Origin of the sequence: Actinomycetospora rhizophila, assembly GCF_042657905.1 — a bacterium.
Taxonomy (GTDB): domain Bacteria; phylum Actinomycetota; class Actinomycetes; order Mycobacteriales; family Pseudonocardiaceae; genus Actinomycetospora; species Actinomycetospora rhizophila.
The window spans coordinates 272040-298664 of record NZ_JBHSKG010000005.1; the positions used below are offsets into that span (position 1 = coordinate 272040).

The following is a 26625-nucleotide window of genomic DNA, read 5'->3' on the forward strand; positions in this document are numbered from 1 at the left end:
ACGACGTCGTTCCCGGGGTTTCAGTCGCCCACGAGCGCCAGACTGATCGCCGGGATGGCCGTGACCAGCACGAGCGCGACGAGCAGCACGGCTGCGCTGGGCAGTGCCGCCTTCGCGACCCGCAGCACGCTCATCCGGGAGATCCCGCTCGCGACGAACAGGTTCAGCCCGAGCGGCGGGGTGATCATCCCGATCTCCATCGTCATCACGATGATGATGCCCAGGTGTACCGGGTCCACTCCGAGCTCGAGCCCGATCGGCAGCAGGATCGGGGCGAGGATGAGGATGGCGCTGGACGTCTCCATGAAGCAGCCGACGATCAACAGCAGGATGACGACCAGCGTCAGGAACATCCACGGCTGCAGGTTGAGATCGAGCAGGGCCGCCGTGATCTCGCCGGGGATCCGCTCGTAGGTCAGGACGAACGAGAACAGGATCCCGTTCGCGATGATGAACATGATCATTGCTGACAGGCGGGCGGACCGCAGCAGGATCGGTCCGACGTCCCGCCAGCCGATCTCCCGGTAGACCAGCAGGCTCACGAGCAGGGCGTAGAGGACGGCCATCGCCGCGGCCTCGGTGGGGGTGAAGAAGCCGGTGTAGATGCCGCCGAGCACGAAGACCGGAAGCAGCAGGCTCAGCACCGAGTCCCGGATCGCGCGGACCTTCTCCTCCCGCGTCATCACGATCGCCTCCGAGCCGGCGCCGTAGCCGCGGCGCCGGGACACGACGGCGACGAGCACGAGCAGGAGGGCACCCGCCAGCAGGCCGGGCAGCACCCCGGCCAGGAACAGGTCGCCGATCGACGTCTCGGTGACGATCCCGTAGACGATCAGCGGGATGGACGGGGGGATGAGGATCCCCAGCGAGCCCGAGGTGGCGATGGTCCCGGTGGCGAACTCGCGGTCGTACCCGGATCGCGCCATCACCGGGATCAGCACGGTGCCGACCGCGACCACGGTCGCCGGGCTGGAGCCCGAGACGGCCGCGAAGAACATGCAGGACAGCACGGCGGTCATGGCCAGCCCGCCGCGGTAGCCGCCGACGACGGCCAGGCCGGCCTGCGTCAGTCTCGTGCTGATCCCGCCCCGGCTCATGATCGTCGCGGCGAGGACGAAGAACGGTACGGCGACCAGGGGGAAGCTGTTCAGCGCGTTCGTGAGCGTGTCCGGGACCTGCGTGAGCGGGACGGTGGTGAAGTAGAAGAAGTACAGGAACGCGGTCAGTCCCAGGGCGACCGCGATCGGCGCGGACGACAGCAGCAGGACGACCAGCGTCACGAGCAGGGCCAGCGCCGCGGCGCTCATCGCGTCGCACCCGTGGCCGGGGGCAGGTCCCCGGCGTCCTGTTCGGCCTCCGCCGTCCGTTCCGGGTACGGGTCCTGCCCGCGGAGCAGGTGCACGGCGATCTGGATCGCGCGCACGAACATCAGCGTGAGCCCGACGGGTATCGGCAGGGCCACCAGCCACAGGGGAGCGTCGAGGGCCGGCGTCTCGGTCAACCGCGCGTACGGCTCGGCGAGGACCAGCCAGGCGAACGTCCCGACCAGCCCGAGGTAGACGAGCGTGACCGCGATCCCGATCAGGGCGAGCACCCGGCGGCCGCGCTCGCGTACGAGCGGCGAGAGGACGTCGACGCCGACGTGCTCGCCGTGGCGCAGCGCCACCACCGCGCCGAGGAACGTCGAGGTGATCACGAGGTGGATCACCGCCTCCTCGGACCAGAAGATCACGTAGCCGGTCGTGCTCCGGAGCAGCACGGCCACGATCGCGATGAGGGCGGCCAGCCCGAGCGACCCCGCCGCGAGCACGTTCTCGATCCCGGTCAGGACACGGTTCGCGCGGCTCACCGGCAACGCCTCCGGGCTCCGGTCGGGCTCACCGGCGTCGCTCGGCGAGCAACTGGTCGATCACGTCCTGCCCGATCACCGGGGCCATCTCCTGCCAGACCCCGGGCACCACAGACGCCTCCAGCGCGGCCCGCTCGGCGGGACTGAGCTGGACGATCTCGGTCGTCCTCGCGGCGACGATCTCCTGCTCCGCCTCCTCGTTGATGCGCGCGGCCACCTCGCGGTTGAACCGGGCCGACTCGGTGGCTCCGTCGCGCACCACCTGCTGCAGGTCCGGCGGCAGGCTCTCCAGGAACGGGCGGTTCACCACCAGCACGTAGCCGACGTAGCCGTGGTCGCTCTCGGTGATGAACCGCTGGACCGTGTGCATCTTCTGCGACTCGATGTTCGACCACGGGTTCTCCTGGCCGTCGATCAGGCCCTGCTGCAGGGCGGTGTAGACCTCGGAGAAGGACAGGGGCGTGGACTGCGCGCCCCACGCGGCGAACTGGGCGCGCAGGACGTCCGACGGCTGGATGCGGAACCGCAGGCCGGTCATGTCCTCGGCGCGCACGATCCGGTTGTTCGAGGACAGCTGCTTGAGGCCGTTGTCCCACAGTTCGAGCACCTCGATGTCCCGCCGCGCGAGCTCGGGGTTCGCGAAGATGGCGCGCCCGACGGGGGTGTCGCGGGAGGCCACGCGCGGGATGTCGTCGACCTGGCGGAACAGGAACGGCAGGTCCAGCACCTGCAGCCGGGGCGCGATCGTCGTGAACTTCGCGCTGGCCGGAGCCAGTGCCTGCACGGCGCCGGACTGCAGGCCCTGCAGCTCGTCCTCGTCGCCGAACAGCTCCGAGTTCGGGTAGACCTCGACCGCGATCCGGCCGCCGGAGCGTTCCTCGACGACCTGCTCGAAGCGCAGCGCCGCCTGTCCCTTCGGCGTGCTCGGCGACACCACGTGGGACAACCGCAGGGTGTAGGACGACGAGCCGCCCTCCTGACCGGCACCGCGCAGACCGCACCCGGCCAGCACGGCACCGACGAGGACCACGACGGCACCCACGACGAGCGGTCGGCGGAGGCACGATGTGCTCGGCACGGCGACTCCCTCGTCGTCGTGGTGAACGGGGGGAGAGCTCTCGGCGGGTGGGTCCGATCGGTGTGAGGTGACGCTAGTGGCGGCGGCCGAACTGTCAACGCCCGGTTCGACCCTTCTCGCCCGGGCCCTCGACCTCCCCGTCACCCCGCGGCGGTGTCCCCGGCGTGGTGAGCGGTGGCCAACGGCGACGGGACCGGCGTGCTGGTCCCGCCCGGTAATCCCCGGGCCCTCACCGAGGCCTTCCTCGATCTGCGCACCCCTGTCCGAGACCGAGACGGTGCACATCGCCGACCTCCGTGGTCAGCCCGTCGTCGCCTTCCCGAGTCCTCGGGCTCGGCAGTCCGCGGGGTACTCGTGTCGAGGTGCCACGCAGCCAGTTTCACCCCACGCATCGCCCAGACCGCCCCCGATAGCTGGACGTGCGTCGCGCTCGTCTTGGCCGGAGTCGGCCTCCATCTGACGACGGCGAGCGCCATGGCCCAGCTGCCGCTCGAGGGGGTCTCGATCAGGGAGGTCGCCGACCGGCTCCCGCCGATCTCGGTCTATCTCGTGTGGCGGTCGGACGACGACGATCCGGCTCTCGGCCACGTCCTCGCCACGGCCGATCGAGTGCTGCCGCGACGTGGTCATGCGGGGTAAACGGCCCGCTCCGGGATCTTCAATCAGTCGAAGATCGCTCTGTAGAGCTTTGAGCAGCAGAGAGGGTGCGCCGTCAGGGACTCGAACCCCGAACCCAGTGGACGAGAGTCACCTGCTGCGCGGTGACGTGCGGTGCTCGTTCGTGCTGGTCAGCAACGGTGCCGCCAGCCGTCGATCATTAGCCGTGACCGGCCGCAAGCGGCCGTGGTGTGACGTAAGCGGTCCCCTAAGCGCGCCGTCGTGTTTGGTGTTCCGCGACGCCACCGCGGCTACGCGGCGGGACTTGCTCGTCGTCAGCGCCGTCGCCGCCGCGTTCAACCCCCGACCCCTCAAGACCTTCGGCTGGCGAACCCATGCGGCGCGGCTGCGGAAGTGCGCCTAGGACTGTGTCCGCCACCTCATTGCCGTAGGACTCGGCCAAGCGCTTGAGGAGATCGTCGACGGTGCAGTCGTACTCCTGGGTGCCCGTCGTCTCGAAAGCGCAGCTGGCGAGGACGCAGCCCACGCGGACGGAGACGTCGACGGCCAGTCCGATCGAGAGTGCTGCGGCGAGGCCGCCCCGGAAGGCGTCACTCACGCCGGTCGGATCCGCGTGCTCGCGCGTATGGGCGATGTGCACCCGTTGGGTCTCGACGTCGTCCCCTTCGATGGTGACGTCGCGATGCCCCGAGGTCGTGACCAAGACGCCGATCGTCGAAAGCAGTTCTTCGTGGCTCCACCCCGTGAGGTCCAGAATCCGCCGCAGGTCGCGCTGGGTGACCACGACATAGGTGCTGCCGGTCAGGAGCTCGCGGAGCTCCGATCCCTGGAGCCCGCTCCAACGGATCGGCCCAGCAGGATCGACGAGGTGGTCAAGGCGCAACCGTCGTGCCGTCCGCTTGGCCTTGATCATGCCACTGATTGGTCCGGCGGTGATGACGACGAGATCGGTGCGGCCCAGGTTGCTGACCACGGCATCGAGGTCCACGTCGCTCTGCCGATGGCTTGACCCGTCTTCGAATACGGCTAGCTGGTTGAAGTTCTCGTCTGTCACGCAGCTGAACCGTGGGGTGCGGCCGCCCGCGACCATGACGACGTGGCTGGTGTCCACGCCTTGCGCGTCGAGCTCGCGGAGCACACGGCGGCCCTCGCCCGCCCCGACTGCACTGATGAGTGTGGGACGCAGGCCCAGTCGGGTCGCTCCGTAGCAGATGTTGGCGGCGATCCCTCCCCGACGGGTGACGACTTCGTCCGAGTGGGAGTTGTATACGTAGGAACGCTGATCGTCGCTGCCGCCCCCGTCGGTGAAGAGTCCCGCATATCTGATGAGGCGGTCGATGGCAGTGTGGCCGACGACGATCAGCCCGGTGCGCGGGTCGAGCCGCTCGTCTGTCCGGGACTCCTCCTCCGACCGCTCCTGGTCCCGTCGCGTAGCGATGAGCTCCCGGGCCAGCGTTGGCCGTACGCACTCCCAGGTCTTGAGCGCGATGCGCTCGTCCTCCATCCCGGCCAAAGCCGCCAGTGTCTGCACGACGTCGTCGTCGATGGAGCACGTCTCGGGTTCGTGCGCGCTCATTCCACTTCCCCTCTCTCACGACGTCGCCGGTCGATGAACCTGTAGTAGCGCCGTCGGGTGGCCTCCTCGGAGCAGTTGATGTCGTCGGCGATCGTGCGGAAGTCGTATCCGTCAAGCCGCATCCGCAGGATGCGAAGAGTCACAGGGTCGCGAATTGACTTTGCGAGCCGTTCGAGGATGTCGTAGTAGATAGCCCAGTCCTCTGGCCCGTAGCGGGTGTCGGCGAGACTCGCCAGGTCAGCAATGTCCTGGTACTCGAGAAGTCGCCAGCCGTTCGATCGCAGCCAGCTCCGCCACGCGTTGGAGAACTCCCGGAGGCAGTCCCCGTAGAACCAGGACGTGAGGTTTGCGCCGCCGTCCGGCGTCCAGCCGCGGCCCTCTCGTGCTCTGCGCACCAGGTATTGCAGGCCCCGGAAGACCGCATCGAGAGCGAGTTCCTCGACTTCGTGCTCTTGGGGTCGCAGCGGGGACCGGCTGTAGGGCAGGCGATGCTCAGCGAGCTGTTCAAAGATTGACCGGTTGGCGATGGACTGGCTCAAGCGCGGAAGCGCGTAGTTCACGAGCAGCGTAGTGAGCTTCCTCCATGCCGGACCGCGAAAATCATCCGCGGACGCCTGTTGGTAGAGCGCGGCGAGGTCCGAGAACTCGTACACCGGGCCTCCGTCGCGCGCAGCGTCGTTGTCGCGTCCCAACCCGATCCTCCCTCGCCGGCCCAGTGCTTCATCTGTCCGGCGCGCCCGCGCCTGTGACATGTCGAGGACGAGATCCTCGCGACGTTTGTCGCTGACTCATCGAAGGACAGAGGACATGACACAGACGGCGAGGACGACCGGGGGTCGAGATGGTCACGACGTGGGTCATGGTGGTGATCGCACAGGCCGTAGTGGTTGGCTCGTGTCTCCTGCTCGGCTTTCTGGTGGGGGTCGCCTGTTGGCAGGAGCGCGAGGCACGACGGGTACGGCGCGAGGCCCGTGCTTGCCGCACAGCCCGCGGATCAAGCTCCTGAACCTGGGCAGACGCCGCATGCTGCCCTGATAGCTGGCCACTGCGAGCGGCGTCGAGGGAGTGCATCTCTGCTAGGGCTCAGCGGGACGACTCAGCATGGGTTCGTTCCGCATGCACCCCGAGCCACATGATCGATGGTGGGCGTGCGACGCGACGGGCGCACGTCCGAGGCTCGTTGCTCAAGAGGTCTTGTCTAGACCGCCCTGCTCACACGTCTTTGGGCAATCGTCCGTCGTTAGCAACCACCGGGTCCTATGTCTATCTTGCGGTCACCCGAATGGACTCAAGAACGCCTCTCTCGACGAGCTGAGAGGGCCGAGAGGGTGGATCGGGTCGCCGTCCCGGTGAGTAAAGCGGGCCGTCGATAACACCGCTCTCAGCGACAGCGAGTGACGGATAGGGAAGTCAGCATCTTGGGGGGCGTCGGCGTGATCGGAAACAAGATTGCCGACGTCATCACGACGATCGGTGTCCCAACCTTCCTCGCGGCCGGGCTCGTCCTCAGCCTGGCCGCGGCCGGGCGGGTTCCCTCCTCGGTTCGGGTGCCGGCATACGCGGGCTTCTGGGTGGGGATTCTGGCGTGCACGGCGTACGCCTTGTTGCTTCCCCACCTCGTTCCTTACCTCCCGCTGCAGATGGTGGCGCCGAATCCTCCGAGTCCTGCTTCCTTGCATCGGCTGATGAGCAGCGGTGCCGTCGGTATCCTCGTCGGAGTTGCGGGACTCGGGCTCTTCGGTCTGTTGCGCCGGAGCCGCTGGGTCGGTGTCGTCTGCTTCTGTCAGTCGCTGGGCTCGAGCGGATTGCTCCTGAGCTACTACGTGGTCGATGGCTGGAAAGAGATCATCGTCGGCCTCGCGATGGGCTGCGCCCTTGGGACCTTCCTGCTCTTCCTAATCCCCCGTCGGATCAACGAGTGGGCCGTGGAGCGTTACGAGGACCGGACGATCCGACGTCGCCGGGAACGGGTCAAGCGGAAGAACGATCAACGGGTTGATAGGGCGAGAAGACGAGAGCCGCGCGACCGGCCACCGACCGGTCGATCACGCGGATGGGGGCGACTGCTCCGGGGCCATCGATGAGGACGCGCCGTCTCCGCACCAGCACCCTGGCAACGTCGGTGGCCCTTCCTCGTCCGGGCAGGTGGATTGTCGCGACGATCGCGCTGGGAGCCGTTGCTCTCGTCGTTCTCTACCTGCCGGAGCTTGCCGTCCTGCTGAAGCGCCCGGCGCTGGGCGCCCCGGGGGTCCCGGTGCGGGTGCGTCAGGTGATGTCGGCCGTGCTCGGTGTCGTCGCGCTAGTCGCGATGCGGCGCGCGCTGTACGACCGGCTCGCTCGTCGACCCGGACCAGTGGAGATTCAGTCGTTCACGGGTGAGCTTCTGGGGGACGGCGTGCACCGCACTGAGGACGTCCTGTCCGAGTTCCGCCGGTTGCTCACGAGGATGAGCTTGTCGGCGCCAGAGCCCGTCCCCAACGCGCCGGCCAGCGACGGGGTTCTGGACGACGTGCGCACGGCGTTCGAGGGTCAGCGTTCCCCTGTTCAGAGTGCCGTCCACCTCCTCGTGTCGCTGATCCGCATCAAGAACGCCTACCGGGTCTCAGTGCAACTGCGCACCCGGGAGGGGGCTGGGCGGTGCGGCATATCCGTCCATGTCGTCCGCCTGCCCAGCGGGCACGGTGAGGTTCGCACTGTCTGGGATGACACCTGGAACCGTGCCGCCGAGCGAGCGGCCCATGTGGTCGGTGCGTTCGTCATCCCAAGGAGCCGACTCTCGCGGCGTGCCCCATGGCGAGCCTGGCACGGCCTGGAGATGCCCTACGAGCTGTTCCACCACAGCCAGAAGGCGTCGAACTACGTGCGCGAACGCCGATACGAGTACGCCCTCGGCTCGTTGCACGACGCGCTCGACCTTGATCCGCAGAACCCGTATCTACGCATCGATCTGGGTCACGTCCAGGTGCAGCTCGGCCTGTACATGGACGCCGCGGCGACCTTCGCCGACGTGGTCGCCGTGCAGTCATGGTACGACCGGCGTCTCTGGCGCCGACTGCGCCGCCTGTTGAACGACGACACGACGGGCCCGCCGCCGGCCTGGATTCAGCGCGACCCGAACGGTCGCGAGGCCCTCCTGATCTCGCGGTACCGCCTCGTCGCGCAGCTTGCGGCAGCCGAGCAACTCGTCGGCCAGTGGTATCGCGCGCCGGCCGATGACGACGCCGTGTTCCATAGCAAGCGTGACGCTGAGCGTGAGGCGCTGCGACGCCGCCTATGGATCTGGCTTCGCTCATACGCGCACCGCTACGTCGATGAGTCGGAGATCCTCTCGGAGGAGCAGCGGAACGACCGCGAGTTCGTCAACGCGCTGTCGCAGCCGCCGGGGAAGGTGGTCAAAGGCCAGCTGGTCTGGTCTGAGGAGCGGTTTCGCCACTTCCTGCAGTTCGTGGCCCGCGAGGAGGTCGAGTCACTCGTCGACGACTACCGGTGGAGTCGTGGACGGCGGATCCCAGGAATGTCCGTACCGCAGACAGGGCTAAGCCTTATGCGGATCTGGGCGCAGCTCTACGTCAGGGTCGCGGAGGAGGCCTACTACTCGGGCGGCGAGAGGACGAAGCTTGCCATCGATGCACACGGCCTCGACCTGCAGATCTCTCGCTACCTCGCGCTGAAGCCGGGGTGGGCGCGCGGGTGGAACGAGTACTACAACGCCGCTTGCGTCGTTGCGGTCGCGCTGCGCTGCCACCTCGGCGACGACCAGCTTGAGCGGAAACGCGTTGAGCAGGAGCTGGCCATGCACGCCGTGCGGCACCTCGAGAGGGCAGTGCGGAGCACCGACAGCGGCTACGTGGCTCGCTATGCACAGTGGCTCGCGACCGGCGACCCGGACCTCAATCCACTACGTTCGACCGAGCAGTTCATCGATTTCCTCGACCGCTACCTCCCCAACGTCGACCCGAGGGCGCCCAGACCGGCGCAGGGTCTGCTCGAACTCGTGATGTCATTGCACGCCCTGAGGACACTCGCCTCCTTCTGTCGCGTGCGGGCGGAGTTCTGGAAGTCGTACGAGTCGACGTGGCCCGGTGACGCGTCGTTCCCGACCGTTGAGCTCGAACGGGAGGAGGAGGTCGTCCGGCTGGCGCGGGAGTACACACTTCAACACCGCCACTGGCAGACGCGACTCGAGCTCGTGCAGAAGGCCGACCAATTCGCTCGCACCCACCGCATCAAGCCCGTCCGAGGCGAGTTCCCGAGGTTCCAGGACGACCCCGTCGTCCGCGAGGTGACGACCGCAGCCGGCGGAGATCGCTTTGAGGCGTGGAGGGAAGCGGTGCGAACATTGCGGTGGAACACCTGGCGCGAACTCGTGAAGCGTTTCGACCAGCGGCCGACCGGCTCGCTCCCACTCCCAGGCCGAGAACTCCACCGCTACTGGTCGAACCTCGAAACCTATATCGAGGCTCAGCTCGGACGGCCGGATGAAACCGCTGAACGGTGGTTCGGTCCGGGGTGAGTCGCACCCCGGCTGCCGCCGGTCGCGGCTGGAGGATGTGCGCGACGGTCACTTCCGCACGTCGTCGCGGGTGGCAACGGGGCGCGCTTAGCCACCGACTCTGGGGAAGCTGCCCGCCGCCTCCGAGCAGCGAGCAGCGCTGAGAGGTGGTCCTCGTCCGGTGAGGCCGCAGGCTGCTGGCCGCGTCGGGCGCCAGAACATCAATGACGTCAGCTTCGGCCCCATCGGCGGGGCCTCCTGCCGACGCGATCACTTCGGAGTGGCCGAGCTGGCCCAGGCGCACGCAAGCCGCCAGCCACGAGATCACCCCGCTGAGGGATGGGCCGCGTACCCGTGGCCTCAGGTCGCGGCGTCGCAGAACAAGGATGCAGCCGCGCTGCAGCGGGAGATCGTCGGGGCGGCCGGGCGTCCCGCGCAGACCCGCGCCGTCCTCGCCGCCGTGAGCGAGGCGCTGCAGGTCGAGTACGACCGCGCCACCGAGGTTCGGGAGGAGCGCCGACCATCGGGGTCGCTGCAACGGAGGTGTTCGACCGGATCGTCGCGCTGGGCCGCAGCGACGCGAAGTAACGCGCCCGAGTTGTTGAGCGCGACATCGCCCACCACCTCGTGCGGCTCGGGGGGCTCCGGAGCTCCGCGTTGTCGTCGTGCGCAAGGACCCGCACGCGGCGTCGGCCGACCAGTACGTCACCGCGATCTACGTCGGTCGCTTCCACCGCCGCGGCGGCGAGCGCGTCAACCGGACCCGGATCGATCCCGGCGAGGCGCTGCTCCAGGCCGCAGGCGCACGCATACAGCGACGCGGAAGCACCAAGGAGATCGTGGGCCTCGATCTCAGTGGGGACCAGGGACTGCGGAAGCTCGTCGAGCAACTTCGTCCTACTACCGTACGTGGCGCGTCACTCCCGGCGTTGGGCCACTGCGTAGCAAGGCTCGCCAGCTCCTGCCGACGTGTTCGGCGAGAAAGAGCCCGGAGCCGCATGCCTGCGGGGATGGGTCAAGCGGGCGAGTGGCGCGTGCCCCACGAGGGCGGCGGGCAGCCCGGCTGTCGGCTCATCCACAGCAGGACATCGAAGCAGCGCAGCAGGCTGATCCCGTCGGCGAGGCCAGCTGCCGCGTGGGCGGCGCGCAAGAACTCCCAGCGCGGTGACTCCTCGCGGAGGTAGTCGCGCATCTGACGCCAGTAGTCACCGGACCACGTGATGGCGAGGACCTCGCGCACGACAGAGTCGATGACCGGAAGGAGCCGTGGGCGCTTTCGTGCGAGCAGCTTCGAGGTCGTGGTCTCGCCGACGGGGTGGTAACGATCGACGCGCCGCCACAACTCATCAGCAGGCGAATCAGGGCCGATCTGATGGTTGTCGGCATCGATGAGGTCGAGTTCGGCCGGGATCTTGGCGAGCAACGCCGAGAGATCGTCCGCCTCGGTCTCGAGCATCCGCAGCGCCGCACGCGGGTCGACCGAGACGCTGAGCATGGTCACGGCGCTCAAGTCGTCGGCGGTGAATCGGTTGGCGACCTTCGGTGCGTCGCCTCCACCGGCGAGCCGATCGAAGGCCGCTCCGGTGTACAGCGGGTCTCCCGCGTCCCGGCGGTCGTGGAAGTAGGTCTGCAAGACCGTTGCAGCCCAGTCCCGCCGATCCGGGTCCTCCGGCTCAGCAAGAAATTCCGGCACTGCCCACGGTTTCCGTTCGTTCGATCGTCCCCCCATACCGGCCGACCGTAGGAGGCAGTGGTGGCGTGGCACGAGACCACGATCGGGCAGACAGAGCCAGGCATCCGGCTGCCAGCCGTAACGGCCGACGTGAAGGTCGAAGACGTCAGCTTCGGCCCCTCGGCGGGGCCTGCTGCTCGACTCGATCAGCTGCGGCGGGGCGGCTCCTAGCGATCTTCACACGACCGCCCAAGGGGCCATCGCGCAGGAGTAAACGGCCCGTCGGACCAGTCTGGAGTCACTGTGAAGATCGTTCGGTAGAGCTGTGACCAGCAGAAAGGGGGCGCCGTCAGGGACTCGAACCCCGAACCCAGTGGACAGGAGTCAGGGCGGCAGTGGTGGTGTCCGGTAGTCGTTTGTGCCGGTCAGTAGCCGTGTATTCGAATGTCGATCATCAGCGGCGGCCTCTCGACATCGGCCGTGGTGTGACGAAAGCGGTACCCAAAGCGGGACCACTCCGCCGGCTTCGAGGTGACCGGTCGAAGGACAGGGCGGTGCGGGTGGGCGGAGCTGTCTAGGCCCTCAGACCCTGGAGGAATCCGCGCAGTGCCTGCCCGATCTGGTCGGGTGAGTCCTCCTGGAGGAAGTGGATGCCGGGGACCTCGACCTCGTGCTGGTTCGGCCATGTGCGGCAGTGGTCGACCTCGACGCCGGGCTCGTGGAGGATGTTGCCGGGGTTGGCCCGCACGAACAGCTTCGGAATCGGTGAGTGCGCCATGAACGCGGCGTAGTCGTTGACGATCTCGAACACGTCGGCGGGGCGGGTCTCGCCCTCGACCGGGATCTCCCGGGCCCACAGCAGGGTGGGGATGCGGCTCTCCCGGGACGGCCAGGGGGCGCGGTAGACCTCCATCTCCGCGTCGGTCATCTTGCGGATGACCGTGTTGGGGATGACGTCCTCGACGAAGATGTTGTCGCCCAGCGCCATGTCCTCGCCCCGGGCGGTTCGCAGCGCCCGGAACATCGGCTCGCCGTCGCCGAAGCCGTCCCAGGGCCGGGGCTGGACGAGGGCTTCCATGTAGGTGATCGAGGCGATCTGGTCGGGGAAGCGCTTCGCGCGGTGGAATCCCAGGCCCGAGCCCCAGTCGTGGACGACGAGGTGGACGTTGGCGGTGGCGCCGACGGTGTCGAACCACTCGTCGAGCCACCGCACGTGGTCGACGAAGCGGTAGTTGTACTCCGGTGCCTTGGCCGAGTCGCCGTGCCCGATGAGGTCCGGCGCCAGGCAGCGGCCCAGGTCCGCGACGTGCGGGATGACGTTGCGCCACAGGTAGGCCGACGTGGGGTTGCCGTGCAGGAAGACGATCGGGTCGCCGATGCCGGTCTCGACGTAGGACATCTCGAGCCCGTCGACCTCGACGCGCCGACGGGGGTGGGGATCGGTGGCCGACGGTGTCGATGCCGTGGTCATGGTCTGTCTCCTGTGATGGTCGGGTGATCGGTCACGCCTGGTCGGCGGGCAGGATCGGCAGCAGGAGCCGCGACGACGAATGGACGGTGTTGCGGCTGGACTCGGCGATCGGGCTGTGCACGAAGCCGAGCACCGTGGGGCCGTCGGGACCGTCGTCGTGGCTGGCCAGCACGAGCTGCAGGCGGTGCCCGGGCTCGATGCGCCGGGCGTTGGGCACGATCGGTATGCGGTAGCGGACGACGCGGCCGACCGGCACCGCGACCGGTTCGCGGCACGGGATCACCGGGCTGCCGGGCCGGCTCGCGATCTCGTCGACGGTGCGCAGGGTGGCGCGCAGCCATCCCGCGGTGATCGGCGTGGCGGTGGCGTCGGGGGCCAGGTCGTAGAGCACGGCGATCCACGCCGTGTCCAGGGCGGAGATCTCGGCGTCGAGGTCGAGCTCGATGTCGCCGACGATGTCCATCGGCTCGTCCGCCGCCTCGGTCTGCCACGACAGGCGGTCGGGCAGCACGGGCGGGTTGGCGTTGCGGGGCCGGCCGACCTCTGCCGCGATGTACAGGTAGCTGCGGGACCCGGCGTCGCCCTCGTCGGGCGAGAGGACGCCGTCGGCGCGGAGCGCGAAGGGCACCAGCGTCGTCTGCTCGGGGGGCCACTGCTGCGCGGTACGCCAGCGGTCGGTGCCGGGGATGACGTAGCGGATCGGCGGGCCGTCCATGATCCCGGTCTCGCGCCCCTGGAGCCAGTGGTCGAACCAGGCGAGCGCCTCGATGTGCATGCTCTCCCACGGCCACGCCAGGGCGTCCTCGGCGGGCAGGGTCATCCGCACGTGCGGGTTGTGGGCGAGCGCGCGCCAGACCGGGAAGGTGCTGGGGAGGTGCATCGGCGCGTTGTCCCATTCGCACCCGAGGTAGACCGGGATGTCGATGTCGGCCAGCGCTGGGCGCACGGAGCGGGCGTCCCACCAGGCGTCATGGGTGGGGTGCTCGATCGCGCCCTCCTGCCACAGGCGACCGAAGGGCTCTTCGGCGTAATGGGTGTGGTTGAGCGACCCGAGGACCTTGGCCGCGGTGTCGCCGGTGACATGCGCCATCTGCCGGTGCACGTGCGGGGTGTTGAGCAGCCGGCGGGCGAAGCCGACGCGGTGGCCGCGCCAGAACTCGTCCGGCACCGCGGCCATCGCCCCCACCGCGGACATCCACGAGGCGAAGAATCCGGAGCTGAGCACGCCGCGGTGCCAGACCGCGTCGTAGAGGTCGTCCAGCGTCGCGTAGGGGAAGATCGCTTTGAGGTGCGGGGCCTTGAGGGCTGCTGCGGCGAGCTGGGCCATGGCGAAGTAGCTGATGCCGATCCCGCCGACGGAGCCGTCGCACCAGGGCTGGTCGGCCATCCACTCCACGACGTCGTGGACGTCCTCGTGCTCCTGGCCGTCGTAGAGCCCGAAGGTGCCCTCCGAGCCCGCCGTGCCCCGGGCGTTGACGATCACGTGGGCGTAGCCGCGGGGGACGAAGAAGTCGCTGGCGCCCGCCTCGATGAACCCCAGCGGCGCGCCCAGGTCCTGGACCTGCCGCGGATAGGCGGTGAACGAGAAGAGCGCGGGGGCGACGATCCCGTCGGGGTCGTCGTGGACCTCCCCGGCGGAGCTGGACGTCGTGGTCGGCTCGCCGTCGGAGGGCAGGAACACGTCGGCCCGCAGACGGGTCCCGTCCCGGACCGGGATGGTGACCGAGTTCGTCCGCGAGATCGCGTACCGGGGTGCGCTGAGGTCGTGGTAGGTGCGGCCGGAGGTCTGCAGCCCGTTGAGCTGGCGCTCGCCGGGTCCGGTGCCGGCGGAGGCGACGTGGCTGAGCGGTCCGCGTGCAGTGGTCATGATCGTTCCTGGTTCTCGGGAGTGGTGATCGAGGGGGCGACGGGCAGCAGCAGCCGCGAGGTCGCGTGCACGGTGTTGGTGGCGGTCGTGGCGACCGGGGTGTGGGTGAAGCCGAGCATCGGGCGGCTGCCCGGCACGGTGTCGTCGCTGGTCACGGTGAGCCGGACGCGGTGGCCGGCGGCGAAGCGGCGGGCGGTCGGCACGAGCGGGATTCGGTAGTCGACCGGCTCGCCGATCGGGATGGGGGCTGCGCGGCGCACGGGCAGGATCGGTCGGCCGGGTGCGCTGGCGGCCTCGTCGACCTCGCGCAGCGCGGCCCGTAGCCAGCCCTGGGTGACCGGGGTGGCGGTGCCGTCGGGGGCGAGGTCCTCGAGCAGCACGATCCAGCCGGTGTCGGTGGCGGTGCTCGCCGCGGTGAGCGCCAGCTCGCCGTGGCCGAGGACGTCGAGGTCCTCCGACAGCGGGGTCGTGGTCCAGGACAGGCGCCCGTAGGCGCTGTCGTAGCTGCGGTCGCCGGCCGTGTCGGCACCGTGGTCGGGAGCGAGTCGCCCGTCGGCTTGCAGGGCCAGCTCGGTGAGGTCGGCCGTCGGGGGCCACTCCTCGGCGGTGCGCCACCCGTCGGCGCCGGGGAGCACGTAGCGGATCGGGGGGCCGTCCAGCGTCCCGGTGTCGCGGCCCTTGAGCCAGTGGTCGAACCACGCCAGGGCCTCGACGTGCATGCTCTCCCACGGCCAGGGCAGGCCGTGGTCGCCGAGCAGGGCCAGCCGCACGTTCGGCTTGTCGGCCAGCTGCTCCCAGGCGGCGAGCGTCCCCGGCAGGTGCATCGGCACGTTGGTCCACTCGGTGCCCAGGTAGACCGGGATGTCGATGGCGGCGAGGCGGTGGACGAGCTCGCGGTCGTCCCACCAGGCGTCCCGGACCGGGTGCTCCTGGCCGCACGCGCGGAGCAGGTCGTCCCAGGGGTGCTCGGCGTGGGGGAGGTGCTGGACCTTCTCGAGCCCGGCCAGGGCGGCCTCGCCGTTGAAGGTCGCGAACCGGCGGTGCACGCGCGGGAGCGCGAGGACGCGGCGAACGAGGCTCACCAGCGGGCTGCGGAAGGCTCGGTTGCGGGGGGCCACCAGCGCCAGGGCGGACAACCACGAGTCCATGAATCCGGAGCTGTAGAGCCCGTTGTGGTTGGCGAACTCGAAGCCTGAGATCGTGGCGTGGAAGGGGAAGATCGCCGCGAGGTGCGGGGGGCGTTCGACCGCGGCCGCGAGCATGGCCATCGCGTAGTAGCTGATGCCGATCATGCCGACCTGGCCGTCGCACCAGGGCTGCTCGGCGACCCACTCGACGATGTCGTGGAGGTCGAGGCGCTCCTGGGAGTCGAAGAAGGTCCAGGTGCCCTCCGAGCCGCACATCCCCCGCAGGTTCACGATGACGTGCGCGTAGCCCCGGGGCACCCAGAAGTCGCTGATGCCGGCCTCGATGATCCCCGTCGGGGCACCCAGGTCCTGGATCTGGCGCGGGTAGGGCGCGGCCGCGACGAGCGCGGGGACCGGACGGTCGGTGTCCGGACGGTAGACGTCGGCGAGGAGCACGGTGCCGTCCCGGGTCGGGATCCGGACGTCGTTCTCCCGTCGCACACCGAACTCGGCGTCGGAGAGGTTGCGGTAGTCGCGCCCGGTGGTCTGAGGACCGTTGAGCGGGCGCTGTCCCGGCTCGACGCCGGCGACGTGGGTGGTGGGCATGGCGACCTCGTTCACGAAGCTGGAGAGGGTTGACGGAGCAGGTCCCGTGCGGCGATCAGAAGTCGGGCCCGTCGACGGGCGCGGCCGAGAGGCCGAACAGTCGCTGGAGGTGCAGCCACCGGGCGAGGCGGATCATCGGGCGCACGAGGAGCTCGACGCTGCCCAGGACGAAGAGCCAGGTGACGGCGTACGTCGTTTGCGGGGCGAAGAACAGGGCGCTGCCGACCAGGAACCACACCGCGATCAGGATGTCGTTGACGATGCTGGCGAGCTCGTAGCGCTCGCGGATCGTCCGCTCTCGGGGGCTGATGGCGAGCAGGAGCGGGTGCTTCTGGCGCTCCCCGTCCCGGCCCGGTCCGCCGTTCATGCGCCCCTGCTCTCGGCCGGGACCTCGCGGCGCAGGAACTCGCACTGGTCGTGGAGGACGACCTCGCGCTCGGGGGAGAGGTAGATGCCGAAGTGATCGAAGGGGTAGTCGCGGAGCTGCGTCCGTGTGCCCGCGGCGTACCGGCGGGCGCGGGCGCTGGGAGCAACGGAGTCCTCGCTGCATAGGCAGAGCAGCACCGGGCACCGCAGCTCACGTAGGCGCCGTCCGGGGCGGTAACGCGGGAGCTGGAAGGCGAAGCGGGCGGCGACCTCGTTGCGGAAGGTCGTCCCCGGGGTCAGCAGGGCGGCGTAGCCGGGGAGCGCGTCGGGCGCGGTCAGCAGTGCGGCGCTGCGGCGGCGACCGACGAGGCCGACGGTGACGGGCGCTCGTCCTCGCGCGGCCCCGAGGACGTCGCGCACCGCGCGCGTGCCGACGCGCACCGAGGCGACGGGGTCGTGGCGCATCATCGAGGCGATGCCGTCGGTGAAGGGGCACTGGGCGACGACGGCCGCCACACCGCGATCCCGGGCGGCGGCGGTGAGCGCGTGCCCGCCGCCGAACGAGCTGCCCCAGAGCACGACGCGCTCGGGGTCGCACGAGGGGTGCGAGCGGGCGTACGCGATCGCGGACGCCCAGTCGGTGAGCTCCTGCTCCACGTCGAGGAGCTGGCGCGGCTGCCCGCCGGAGTCCCCGAAGTGGCGATAGTCGAAGACGACGCAGGCGTAGCCGTCGGCGCGGAAGGCCTCGGCGTAGTGGTCGAGGCTCATGTCGCGCGTGGCGCCGAGACCGTGGCCGAGGACGACGACCGGTCGCCGGGCGCGGGTCCCGTGCGGCGGGGGCAGGTACAACCAGGCTGCGCACGAGGCGTCCCCGGAGGGGAAGGAGACGTCGATGCGCTCGCGGTCGCTCACGACGCACTCCCCGCAGCCATGACCGGGCGGGACCTCGCGGCCCGCAGGGTCCGCGTCAGCACCGTGATCCCGTAGACCGTGCTGAACAGGCCGAACGCGACGCCGAGGGAGAGAGGATCGACGCTCGGGAGCAGCGCGAGAGCGAGGCCGAGGGCGATCGACACGAGCCCACCCACGAACCACAGCGCACGTCGGCCGGGCGTGATCCCGCGCCGTATCGCGAGGACGATCTCGCCGATGCCGGCGGCGAGCGCCCAGAACGCCACGACCCAGCTCAGCAGCACGACGGTGGCACCGGGCCAGAGCAGGGCGGCGAGGCCCGCTGTCGCGGAGAGGGCGGCCAGCGCGAGGTGGCCGACCGTGGGTCCGACGCCGTCGACGTGGATCGCGGTCACGACGTCGGCGCCGGCGGCGACGAGCGCGTAGGCAGCGAACAGCAGAGCGACGACGCCCACGGTGACGCCCGGCCAGGCAATGGCGAGGACTCCGAGCGCGACGGCCAGGATCCCGCGCGCGATCAGGACCCACCTCAGGCTCCTCGGCATGTCCATGTCCTTCTCCTCGCCGCCGGCGTCGTCACCCCCGAAGGCTGCGGGCGGCGACTCCACCCGCACTCCGGTCCGACTCCAGTCCGGCCCGGGTGCGGCGCGCGAGCACTCCGGGGCCTCGCGATCCCTTCACCGCCGTTCGTTGTGACGGCTAACATCCGCTGATGCGCGTGCGGGACCTCGGCGCCGTCGCCGTGGCCGTCGATGCTGACGAGCGCCCGGTCGCCGGGCTGCGAGCGACCGCGATGCTCGCACTCCTGACGATCAACGTGAACCGTCGCGTCTCGGTCGATGCCTTGATGGACGCCGCCTGGGGTGAGCACCTCACTCCCGGCGCCGCATCGAGCCTCGACTCGCACATCTGGCGTCTGCGACAGCTCCTCGAGCCGGGTCGCAGCCCTCGGCAGCCGCCGACGGTGCTGGTCAACGACGCCGGGGGCTACCGCCTGGTCGCCGGGGCCCACGGCGTCGACTCGCTGCTGTTCTCCGAGCTCGCCGGCGAGGTCCGGGACCTGATCGCCGCCGGGCACGCGAGCGCGGCCGTGGTCCGGGCCGACAAAGCGCTGGGACTGTGGCGTGGTCGCCCCTACGGCCCGCTCGCCGAGCGCCCGTGGGCGCAACCGGCCGTCGCCCGCCTCGACGAGCTGCACGGACAGGTGGAGGCCCGCCGGATCGAGGCGCTCGTCGAGTCGGGGGCGCTCGACCAGGCGCTCTCCGATGTGGAACCGCTGATCGCCGCCATGCCGTTCCGCGAGCCGCTGCGGGCGCAGCAGATGCTGGCGCTCTACCGTAGCGGTCGTGGCGAACAGGCGCTGCAGAGCTACCGGGACGCTCATCGCCTGTTCATGCAGGAGGTCGGCACCGAGCCCGGCGCGGAGCTCCGGACCCTCCACCGCCGCATCCTCGACGACGACGCCGGGCTGGCCCCGGCGGTCCCGGCCCGCCGCGCAGCGGCCACCGCGCACACCCCCGAGGTGCACCTGCCGACCGCTCTGACGCCGCTGATCGGCCGCGAGGACGCGCTGCCCGCGCTCGAGGAGCTCGTGCGGGAACGCCGGCTGGTCACCGTCGCCGGAGCCGCCGGGTGCGGCAAGACTCGGCTGGCGATCGAGGTCGCCCGCCACGCCGCCCCGGCGTTCGGTGACGGCGTGTGGTTCGTCGACCTCGCGTCGGTGCCCGACGACGCTCTCGTCGTCGAGACCGTCGTCTCGACGGTGGGTTTCTCGGTCAGGGCCGGGTCCACGCCGCTCGAGGACCTCGGGGACTACCTGCGGGCCCGCCGGGTCCTGCTGGTCCTCGACAACTGCGAGCACGTCCTGCCCTCGGTCACCCGCATCGTGGAGGCAGCGCTCGCCGACGGCGTCGACCCGGGCGCCCCGCCCGCGTGCGGCATCCTCACCACCAGTCGCGAGCCGATCGACGTCACCGGCGAGACCATCTGGACCCTCGATCCCCTCCGGCTGCCACCCGACGACGCCGGTACCGACCGCGCCACGGCCCCCGCCGTCGCCCTGTTCCTGCAACGGCTGGCCGCGGCGGCACCGACACTCGCGGTCGACGACCAGGTCCTCGACCGCGCCGTGCACATCTGCGTGGCCCTCGACGGGCTTCCCCTGCCGATCGAGCTCGCCGCCGCCCGCGTCCGCAGCCACACCCTCGACGACATCGCGACGCAGGTCTTCGCGGACCCCGGTCGACTGGGCCGGCTCGGGCGCGGCGCTGACGACCACCGCCGCACCGTGCAGTCGGCGATCGAGTGGAGCCACCGGATGCTGACGGTGCCCGAACAGGTCGCCCACCGGCGGATCGCGGTCCTGCCGGGACCGTTCACCAGCGCGATGGCCGCCGCGGTGCTCGGCGAGGAGGTGGACGGGCCGGCGGGAGCGGACGACCTCCTCGCCCAGCTGGTGCACCGATCGATGCTGAGCGCGCAGAGCGCGCGACGCAGCCAAGGGTCGACGACGTTCCGCCAGCTCGCGACCGTCCGCGCGCACGCACATCACGCACTGCTCGACGCGCGCGAAGAAGCGGAGATCACCGACCGCCGCGACGCGTGGACCGCGGCGCTGGTCGCGGCGCGACCCCGCCTGGGACATCCCGACGAGATCGAGTGGTTCCACACGCTCGACGACGGCTACGCCACGGTTCGGGCCACCCTGACACGGCGCCTCATCGACGAGCCCGACGTCCGGGGCGCCCACATCGCGGTCCGCCTCGGGACCTACTGGTACTACCGCGCACGGGTGCTCGAGGGCACCCGCTGGCTGCAGCTCGCCCACGACGTCGTCCACGACCGCGCCCCCGACGGCGGCCAGGACGGTCGGCCCGTCGACTCCGTGTCGGTCCGGCTGGCGCTCGCCGCGGCGCTGGCCCTGCGGGCCCGGATCGACCTCGCTCGACCCCACGTCGAGCACGCCCTCGATGACCTGCCCTCGGTGGCGCGGGAGGACCTCGTCGAGGTCGGCGAGGGTCTGGCGCGTCTCATCTCCTCGGCCTTCGTGCCGGCGGCCTGGCTGCCGGCCGCGGTCGAGCTGATCGCGGTGGTGCACGAGCGGCTCCGCCGGGTCGTCGATGACGCCGGCGATCCGGACCTCGAGCTCGTCGCTGCCGCCGTCGGCTGTTCGGCGGCGTTCGCCGCCGGCCGCTGGCAGGAGGCGGTCCGCGACTCGGAACGCGTCCACGAGCGCGCGAGTGCCGCCGGGAACGTCATGGCGACCTGGGTGTCCGCGGCACCGCCCATGCTCGTGGCGATGCTGACGGCGGACCCGGACAAGGGCATCCCGTGGTTCCGACGACTGGTCCGTGGCTACGCGCGGCTCGGCACCGGGGGCGTCGGGAGCCCCCTCGAGGTCCGCGCCAACTTCGCCGCCCAGGCCGGCGACTACCGCCGGGCCGCGACGATCTACGCCGCGGCCCGCGCCGAGAACCGCCGCGCCGCGCTGAGCTGGCCGCGATGGGAGCTCACCCACTCGCTCGAGGAGATCACCCGCGAGCGCCTACCCCGCGCCGAGTACGAGCAGGCCCGGCAGGACGGCGAGCGGCTGTCGGTCGCGGAAGTGCTGGCGGCCGAGTAGCCACTGGAGTCGGACTGGAGACGGACGCGTAACCCTGCCTCGGTGCCGGGCCGCTCGGCCCGGATGACCGACGGAACCGAGGAGTCGCGCCGATGCGCACAGCCGATCTGGATCTCGCGACGTTGCGGTGCGAGCAGGACGGCCGTGTCCTGACCGTGCGCGTCGTGGCCCCGCCGTTCAACTACATGACCGGGCCCATGCAGGACGATCTCGTCCGGCTCGTCGCGGCGGTCGACGCCGACGACAGCGTGGGCGCCGTGGTCCTCACCGGCGGCGTGCCCGGTCGCTACATCACCCACTTCGACATCGCCGACCTGCTCCACAGCGCCGAGGGCCTTCCACCGTCGCTGCCGCGCTCGCCGGTGTCCGTGGCGGTGCGCGCGATCAAGAAGATTTCCGCGGTGGGCGGCGAGCCGGCGCGACGGCTGCTGGACCGCACTCCCCTCGCCTCGCTGGGGCTCCTGGCCCGCTTCCACGCCGCGTGCGAGGCGGTCCTGCGCTCGCCCGCGGTGTGGATCGCCGCGGTCGACGGTCCGTGCGGCGGCGGCGGGCTGGAGGTCTCGACGTTCTTCGACGTGCGCCTGGCGTCCCGCGACGCGCACTTCATGCTCCCCGAGCTGACGATCGGGATCACCACCACCTTCGGCGGACAGCAGCTGGCGAAGGTGATCGGACCGGTGCGCGCCCTCGAGCTGATGCTCGAGGCCCGGGCGATCACCGCAGCCGAGGCCGCCGCGCTGGGCCTGGTCAACCGTGTCGTCGACGGCGATGTCCTCGCGGACGCCCAGCAGCTCGCCGCCCGCTACGCCCGGCGGCCCCGGCCCGTGGTCGCGGCCCAGAAGGCGATCTTCCACGACGACGTCCCGCTGTCGGAGAGCCTGACCCGCGAGGCCATTGCGCAGATGGTCTGCCTCTCCACCCGAGTCACCCGCGCGGCGCTCCGCTGCTGGCTACGGCGCCAGGACCCGTCCGGTGACTCCACGTTCCTCACCGATCTCCAGCCCTGGCGGGACGGGACGGCGCTCGACATGAACGCCGGAGCGGGTCAGCGCGGCGACGAGGAGGCGGTCGGTGCGACGGCGGGGCGCACCTCGTAGTTGCCCGCGTCGAAGAAGCGGGTGCGGTTGCGGTAGTCGGTGGTGAAGCCGGGCCAGTTGCTGGTGTTCTTGCCGTTCGCGGACCGGTACCAGCTGGTGCAGCCGGCCTCCCACACCGTGCCGGCCAGAAGCCGCTGGATCTCCTCGTTGTAGCGGGCCTGCACGTCGGGGCGGACGTTCGCCCAGCCGTGGCCGTGCACGCCGAGGTGGCGGATGGCACTGAGCACGTAGTCGGTCTGGCTCTCCAGCATGTAGATGATGGAGTTGTGCCCGAGGTTCGTGTTCGGGCCGTAGAGGATGAACATGTTGGGGAAGCCGGTGACGGTCATCCCCAGGTAGGCCTCGGGCCCGTCGCGCCACGCATCGCGGCGGAGGTCCAGGCCGTCGAGGCCGGTGATCGCCATGGGGGCCAGGAGGTCGCTGGCCGCGAAGCCGGTGCCGAAGATGATCACATCGACCTCCCGCTCGCTGCCGTCGGCGCCGGCCACGGCGTGCGGCCGGACCTCGGCCAGCCCCGTGGATAGCACCTCGACGTTCGTCCGCGTGATCGCCGGGTACCACTCGTTGGAGATCAGGACGCGCTTGCAGCCGAGCGGGTAGGTCGGGGTGAGACGGCGCCGCAGCTGCGGGTCGGGAACGCATCGGCGCAGGTGGCGGCGGAACAGACCCCTGATCAGCGGCAAGCCGCGACCCTTGGTCATCGGGATGACCCGCGCCTCGTAGTACAGGTACTTCCGGGTGCGACTCGTCGCCAGCGTGGCGGGGAAGTTCCGGTAGACGTACTTCTCCAGAGGGGTGTAGGGGCGATCGGGCTTGGGCAGGACGTACGGGGCCGAGCGCTGGAACAGGAAGAGCTGGGCTACCTCGCCGACGATCCGCGGGACGAACTGGATCGCGCTCGCGCCGCTGCCGATGACGGCGACCCGCTTTCCGGCGAGTTCGACGTCGTGATCCCAGCGCGCTGAATGGAACACCGTGCCCTCGAAGCTGTCCAGGCCGGGCACGCTCGTTTCGGCGGGCAGGCTCAGCTGCCCCGTGGCCGGCACGAGGAAGCGGCTCTCGACCTCGGTGCCGTCGGCCACGGTGACCCGCCACCGCCCGCGGTGCTCGTCGAAGGACGCGGCGGTGACCTCACTGTCGTAGCGCACGTGGTCGAGCACCCCGTACTTGCGCGCGCACGACTCGATGTAGCTGCGGATCTCCGCGGCCTGGCCGAAGGCGCGCGACCAGTCGTGGCTCGGTTCGAAGGAGTAGCTGTAGAGGTGCGACGGCACGTCGCAGGCGGCGCCGGGATAGACGTTGTCCCGCCAGACGCCGCCCACCGCCGACGCCTTCTCCAGGATGACGAACGGGATGCCGGCCCGGCTGAGCTTGATGCCCAGACACACGCCGGCGAACCCCGCGCCGATGATCGTCACCGTCGGTTCGGCGACGGTGTTGTCGATGTCGCTCACGGCCGCTCTTCCTCGCTGACGTGCTCGGCGGCCTCCAGGGCCTCGTCGGCCGCCCGGCTGATCGGGCCGTCCCAGGTCGGCCCGTGGCCGGGGACCAGGGTGTCGGCGTCGACCGTGCGCAGGGTGCTCAGCGCACGGACGGCGCTGTCCTGGTCGTTCGAGAAAAAGCCGGGCAGTAGGCGGGGCGCGACGACGTCGGGGAGTGTCGGGTGCGCGGTGACCAGCGCATCGCCGCTGATCAGGACGCCGGCGGACGGCAGGAGGTAGCTGGTGTGCCCGGAGGTGTGCCCGGGGGTGGCGACCGGGACCGGTCGACCGGGCAGGTCCAGGGCGCCGTCGTCGGGTCGGTCGTCCTGGCCGTCGTCCTGCGGGAAGGGCTGGGCGTCGGGCACGGTGACGTGGCGCAGGGCCCCGACACCGACGATCTGGGCCGCCCAGAGCGCGACCCGCGGCCGATAGAGGATCTTCGCGATGTCGAGAGGGCCGCCCGACTCGTCGACCGTGCCCACCGCGTTGGGCACCTCGGCGGAGTCCATGTACAACGGCACCCCGTAAGAGTCGTGCAGGTGGTTCAGCGCGCCGGTGTGGTCGGCGTGCGCGTGGGTGAGCACGACGGCGCGCAGATCCTGCGGGTCCCGGCCCAGCGATCGGATCGATCGCTCGACCTGCTCGGTGTCGCCGCGCCAGCCGGCGTCGACGAGGGTGAGCTCGCTGCCCTCCCGGATCAGCACCCAGTTCACGGCGGTGCCGGTGAACACGAACACGTCGTCTGCCACCTGGTGGCCTCGGACCTCGGACATCGATCGCTTCCTTCCTGACGGGGTGGTGGGTCAGCGGCGTCGAGGAGCCCAGGTGATGCGGTCCATGTCGTTGCCGACGTGCACGGCCCCCCGGAAGTTGGCGCTGATCTGGGTGTGCCAGACCGGATCGGGGATCTGCCGGGGGTTGGACGGCACCAGGTGGGTCAGCACCAGTTGCCCGACCCCGGCCTGCGTGGCGACCTGCCCGACCTGACTCGTCGTGGTGTGGGAGTCCTGCAGATGCGTCATCAGCGCGGGCGTGACGTGGCCGAACCGCTCGATGAGCTCCAGGTTGATGACCTCGTGGACCAGGACGTCGGCGCCCTGGGCGAGCCGGATGACGTTCTCGGAGTACTTGGTGTCGCCGCTGAACACCACGGAGCCCTTGGCCGTGTCGAAGCGGTAGGCGAAGGACGGGAACACCGCGCCGTGGGAGACGAGGATGGCGTTCACCCGCACCCGGTCGTCCTCGTAGATCGGGAACGGAGCCATCGACGGTGCGGTGTTCGCCGGGGTGGCACCGACCGCAGGCACGACGATCTCGTGGATGTCCTGCAGGGACTCCACGTCGCGGGTGCCGATGCCCCGCATGAAGACGTTGTAGCTGTAGGCGTACCCCTCGTTGAGGCGATCGGTCAGCTCCTTGATGCCCGGGGTCGGGTTCTGCGGCGCGATGGTCGCCACCGGCGGGGTCGGCATGGGCGGCAGTGCCCCGGCCGGCCCGGGGCCGTAGACCGTCAGCGGCCCGGCAAGGTTGTCGCCCTCGCCGTTCGGTTCGCCGCCCTCGCAGAGGAAGTAGTTGTAGTAGTCCGCGAGGTGGTCGGCGTGCAGGTGGGTGATGAACATGGCCTTGAGCGCCTTGAACTCCAGCCCGGCGTTGATGTACTGCGTGACGCTGGCGCGCCCGCAGTCGACGACGTAGTTCTGCCCCTCGACGGTCAGCACGGTCGACGTGCCGGTCCGCACGTAGTCGGCCTGCGGGCCACCGGAGGTCCCGAGCAGCGTCAGCGAGGTGTCCCGGGGCTGGGAGTTGCTGGTCGGGAGCACCGGGTTCAGCGGGGTGGAGAGCGGCCCGGCGGTCTGCTCGGCCGACGGCGCACACCCCGCGGCGGCCGCCGCCACGAGCCCGGTGCCGGCGATCGCGGAGCCGAGCAGCGAGCGTCGACCGATCGAGGGGCGTGGCGGCTCGGGGGTGCTCGCGGTGTCGTCGGACGGGGCGTCGGTGCCCGACGGCGCGCAACAGGCGACGGGCTCGCGCACGCCACGGCGGCGGAACATGGGGGCTCCTTCGTCTCGGTCCGGTGCTCGAGACGCTCACCCCACCGACTTCAACGGCACTTCAATCCGGCTCCAGTCGCCGCGACGAACCAGGGCGCTCGACGTCGACTCCGACCCGATTCGGCTCCCTCGGTCCTGTGCGACAGCGTCTGCGCCCTGTCGTGCTCCCCCACGGCAAACACACACGTCTACCCTCCGGCGAGAGCCGCGCCCGCCGAGACCTACGGCGGCAAGCCGAGCGCGAGGCGCAGGCCGACCCTCGAGGAGGCATGCGCCGAGGCCGTATCAGAGCTGCTGGTCGAGATCGCTACTCAGGGGTTGAGGCGCGGTCCAGGTCGATGGGCCCGAGCCTCTACCGGCGCCGATTCGCCCACCCGGTCGTCGAGCGTCTCGCAGCTGCCGCGACCTCGACACTCGCGCCCGTCGCTGCGGCCTTGCCGAGACGGTGGGCCGAGCCTCCCGTGGCCGACTCCGACGTCCGCGAGTCGAGCACACGTGGGGGGAGTCACGGGCGCTGGCACGGCGCCCCCGCTCTCCCCGCAACGATCATCCGGAGACTTCCCGGGCGCTAGTCCAGGCGATCTTCAGCCGCGCACATCTCAAGAGTAAGCGTGCCCGAAAGTAAAGAGAGCCACGTTGGAAGATCGCTCCGTAGTGCCGCGACCAGCAGAAAAAGTGCGCCGTCAGGGACTCGAACCCCGAACCCAGTGGACGAGAGTCACGTCGTGCTTGCTGACGCC

General features: G+C 70.4%; 20 protein-coding genes. 5 read left to right on the forward strand and 15 right to left on the reverse strand.

Translation table 11 applies throughout. The features are described from left to right. Window positions 1–20: 20 nt before the first annotated feature. The 3 genes from ACFPK1_RS12690 to ACFPK1_RS12700 are packed head-to-tail and all read right to left on the reverse strand — an operon-like array spanning window position 21 to window position 2891. Complete coding sequence (locus tag ACFPK1_RS12690; protein ID WP_378021281.1) at window positions 21–1307, reverse strand: TRAP transporter large permease; 1287 nt, start codon at window positions 1305–1307, stop codon at window positions 21–23. Further along, on the reverse strand, window positions 1304–1849 hold the full coding sequence (locus tag ACFPK1_RS12695) for a TRAP transporter small permease (RefSeq protein WP_378021282.1): 546 nt from the start codon (window positions 1847–1849) through the stop codon (window positions 1304–1306). Before ACFPK1_RS12695 ends, ACFPK1_RS12690 begins: the two co-directional genes overlap by 4 nt. A 28-nt stretch (window positions 1850–1877) precedes the next feature. Further along, complete coding sequence (locus ACFPK1_RS12700) at window positions 1878–2891, reverse strand: DctP family TRAP transporter solute-binding subunit (RefSeq protein WP_378021283.1); 1014 nt, start codon at window positions 2889–2891, stop codon at window positions 1878–1880. Window positions 2892–3125: 234 nt separating this feature from the next. Here ACFPK1_RS12700 and ACFPK1_RS12705 point away from each other — a divergent pair, with 234 nt between their 5' ends. Then, window positions 3126–3566, forward strand: coding sequence for a LysR substrate-binding domain-containing protein (locus ACFPK1_RS12705; protein ID WP_378021349.1), 441 nt, complete (start codon window positions 3126–3128; stop codon window positions 3564–3566). Window positions 3567–3792: 226 nt separating this feature from the next. On the opposite strand, the gene ACFPK1_RS12710 is transcribed toward ACFPK1_RS12705, so the two are convergent. Continuing rightward, entirely contained in the window at window positions 3793–5121 is a 1329-nt protein-coding gene (locus tag ACFPK1_RS12710) for a PfkB family carbohydrate kinase (RefSeq protein WP_378021284.1), read from the reverse strand. Further along, window positions 5118–5774 carry a sigma-70 RNA polymerase sigma factor region 4 domain-containing protein gene (locus ACFPK1_RS12715; RefSeq protein ID WP_378021285.1) on the reverse strand — a complete coding sequence of 219 codons (657 nt, stop codon included), beginning with the start codon at window positions 5772–5774 and terminating at the stop codon, window positions 5118–5120. The genes ACFPK1_RS12710 and ACFPK1_RS12715 overlap by 4 nt, the downstream gene beginning before the upstream one ends. Before the next feature lie 780 nt (window positions 5775–6554). Between ACFPK1_RS12715 and ACFPK1_RS12720 the strand changes: the two genes are divergently transcribed. Together ACFPK1_RS12720 and ACFPK1_RS12725 are read left to right on the forward strand one after the other, a co-directional pair. Continuing rightward, window positions 6555–7205 (forward strand): hypothetical protein, encoded by a 651-nt coding sequence (locus ACFPK1_RS12720; RefSeq protein ID WP_378021286.1) that lies wholly within the window; start codon window positions 6555–6557, stop codon window positions 7203–7205. A gap of 38 nt (window positions 7206–7243) precedes the next feature. Beyond that, complete coding sequence (locus ACFPK1_RS12725) at window positions 7244–9634, forward strand: tetratricopeptide repeat protein (protein WP_378021287.1); 2391 nt, start codon at window positions 7244–7246, stop codon at window positions 9632–9634. Window positions 9635–10628: 994 nt separating this feature from the next. On the opposite strand, the gene ACFPK1_RS12730 is transcribed toward ACFPK1_RS12725, so the two are convergent. The 7 genes from ACFPK1_RS12730 to ACFPK1_RS12760 all read right to left on the reverse strand — a co-directional run bounded on the left by ACFPK1_RS12730 (window position 10629) and on the right by ACFPK1_RS12760 (window position 18242). Next, entirely contained in the window at window positions 10629–11246 is a 618-nt protein-coding gene (locus ACFPK1_RS12730; RefSeq protein ID WP_378021288.1) for a DUF6308 family protein, read from the reverse strand. Between the two features lie 613 nt (window positions 11247–11859). Continuing rightward, window positions 11860–12756 carry a haloalkane dehalogenase gene (locus ACFPK1_RS12735; RefSeq protein ID WP_378021289.1) on the reverse strand — a complete coding sequence of 299 codons (897 nt, stop codon included), beginning with the start codon at window positions 12754–12756 and terminating at the stop codon, window positions 11860–11862. A gap of 31 nt (window positions 12757–12787) precedes the next feature. Then, window positions 12788–14623: a CocE/NonD family hydrolase gene (locus ACFPK1_RS12740; protein WP_378021290.1), complete on the reverse strand. Its 1836-nt coding sequence runs from the start codon at window positions 14621–14623 to the stop codon at window positions 12788–12790. Then, the gene (locus ACFPK1_RS12745) at window positions 14620–16356 is read right to left on the reverse strand and encodes a CocE/NonD family hydrolase (protein WP_378021291.1); all 1737 of its coding nucleotides are present in this window, start codon (window positions 16354–16356) and stop codon (window positions 14620–14622) included. Before ACFPK1_RS12745 ends, ACFPK1_RS12740 begins: the two co-directional genes overlap by 4 nt. A gap of 55 nt (window positions 16357–16411) precedes the next feature. Continuing rightward, entirely contained in the window at window positions 16412–16723 is a 312-nt protein-coding gene (locus ACFPK1_RS12750; RefSeq protein ID WP_378021292.1) for a YrhK family protein, read from the reverse strand. After that, window positions 16720–17634 carry an alpha/beta hydrolase gene (locus tag ACFPK1_RS12755; protein WP_378021293.1) on the reverse strand — a complete coding sequence of 305 codons (915 nt, stop codon included), beginning with the start codon at window positions 17632–17634 and terminating at the stop codon, window positions 16720–16722. Before ACFPK1_RS12755 ends, ACFPK1_RS12750 begins: the two co-directional genes overlap by 4 nt. Next, complete coding sequence (locus ACFPK1_RS12760; RefSeq protein ID WP_378021294.1) at window positions 17631–18242, reverse strand: HdeD family acid-resistance protein; 612 nt, start codon at window positions 18240–18242, stop codon at window positions 17631–17633. The genes ACFPK1_RS12755 and ACFPK1_RS12760 overlap by 4 nt, the downstream gene beginning before the upstream one ends. Window positions 18243–18346: 104 nt before the next feature. Between ACFPK1_RS12760 and ACFPK1_RS12765 the strand changes: the two genes are divergently transcribed. After that, the gene (locus tag ACFPK1_RS12765; protein WP_378021295.1) at window positions 18347–21256 is read left to right on the forward strand and encodes an AfsR/SARP family transcriptional regulator; all 2910 of its coding nucleotides are present in this window, start codon (window positions 18347–18349) and stop codon (window positions 21254–21256) included. A gap of 92 nt (window positions 21257–21348) precedes the next feature. Further along, window positions 21349–22353 (forward strand): enoyl-CoA hydratase/isomerase family protein, encoded by a 1005-nt coding sequence (locus ACFPK1_RS12770; RefSeq protein ID WP_378021296.1) that lies wholly within the window; start codon window positions 21349–21351, stop codon window positions 22351–22353. Here ACFPK1_RS12770 and ACFPK1_RS12775 read toward each other — a convergent pair. Genes ACFPK1_RS12775 through ACFPK1_RS12785 form a run of 3 tightly spaced genes read right to left on the reverse strand, consistent with a single transcriptional unit; the run spans window position 22302 to window position 25885 of the window. Continuing rightward, window positions 22302–23807, reverse strand: coding sequence for a flavin-containing monooxygenase (locus ACFPK1_RS12775; protein ID WP_378021297.1), 1506 nt, complete (start codon window positions 23805–23807; stop codon window positions 22302–22304). The genes ACFPK1_RS12770 and ACFPK1_RS12775 overlap by 52 nt on opposite strands. Then, window positions 23804–24607 (reverse strand): MBL fold metallo-hydrolase, encoded by an 804-nt coding sequence (locus tag ACFPK1_RS12780; protein ID WP_378021298.1) that lies wholly within the window; start codon window positions 24605–24607, stop codon window positions 23804–23806. The genes ACFPK1_RS12775 and ACFPK1_RS12780 overlap by 4 nt, the downstream gene beginning before the upstream one ends. 30 nt (window positions 24608–24637) lie before the next feature. Then, window positions 24638–25885, reverse strand: coding sequence for an MBL fold metallo-hydrolase (locus tag ACFPK1_RS12785; protein ID WP_378021299.1), 1248 nt, complete (start codon window positions 25883–25885; stop codon window positions 24638–24640). Between the last annotated feature and the right edge of the window lie 740 nt (window positions 25886–26625).

What these genes read in the sequence shown, in the direction of transcription:
- ACFPK1_RS12745 (WP_378021291.1), bottom strand. Translation starts at nt 16,356, where the DNA reads ATGCCCACCACCCACGTCGCCGGCGTCGAGCCGGGACAGCGCCCGCTC.
- ACFPK1_RS12710 (WP_378021284.1), bottom strand. Translation starts at nt 5,121, where the DNA reads ATGAGCGCGCACGAACCCGAGACGTGCTCCATCGACGACGACGTCGTG.
- ACFPK1_RS12735 (WP_378021289.1), bottom strand. Translation starts at nt 12,756, where the DNA reads ATGACCACGGCATCGACACCGTCGGCCACCGATCCCCACCCCCGTCGG.
- ACFPK1_RS12750 (WP_378021292.1), bottom strand. Translation starts at nt 16,723, where the DNA reads ATGAACGGCGGACCGGGCCGGGACGGGGAGCGCCAGAAGCACCCGCTC.
- ACFPK1_RS12770 (WP_378021296.1), top strand. Translation starts at nt 21,349, where the DNA reads ATGCGCACAGCCGATCTGGATCTCGCGACGTTGCGGTGCGAGCAGGAC.
- ACFPK1_RS12690 (WP_378021281.1), bottom strand. Translation starts at nt 1,307, where the DNA reads ATGAGCGCCGCGGCGCTGGCCCTGCTCGTGACGCTGGTCGTCCTGCTG.
- ACFPK1_RS12740 (WP_378021290.1), bottom strand. Translation starts at nt 14,623, where the DNA reads ATGACCACTGCACGCGGACCGCTCAGCCACGTCGCCTCCGCCGGCACC.
- ACFPK1_RS12780 (WP_378021298.1), bottom strand. Translation starts at nt 24,607, where the DNA reads ATGTCCGAGGTCCGAGGCCACCAGGTGGCAGACGACGTGTTCGTGTTC.
- ACFPK1_RS12785 (WP_378021299.1), bottom strand. Translation starts at nt 25,885, where the DNA reads ATGTTCCGCCGCCGTGGCGTGCGCGAGCCCGTCGCCTGTTGCGCGCCG.
- ACFPK1_RS12765 (WP_378021295.1), top strand. Translation starts at nt 18,347, where the DNA reads ATGCGCGTGCGGGACCTCGGCGCCGTCGCCGTGGCCGTCGATGCTGAC.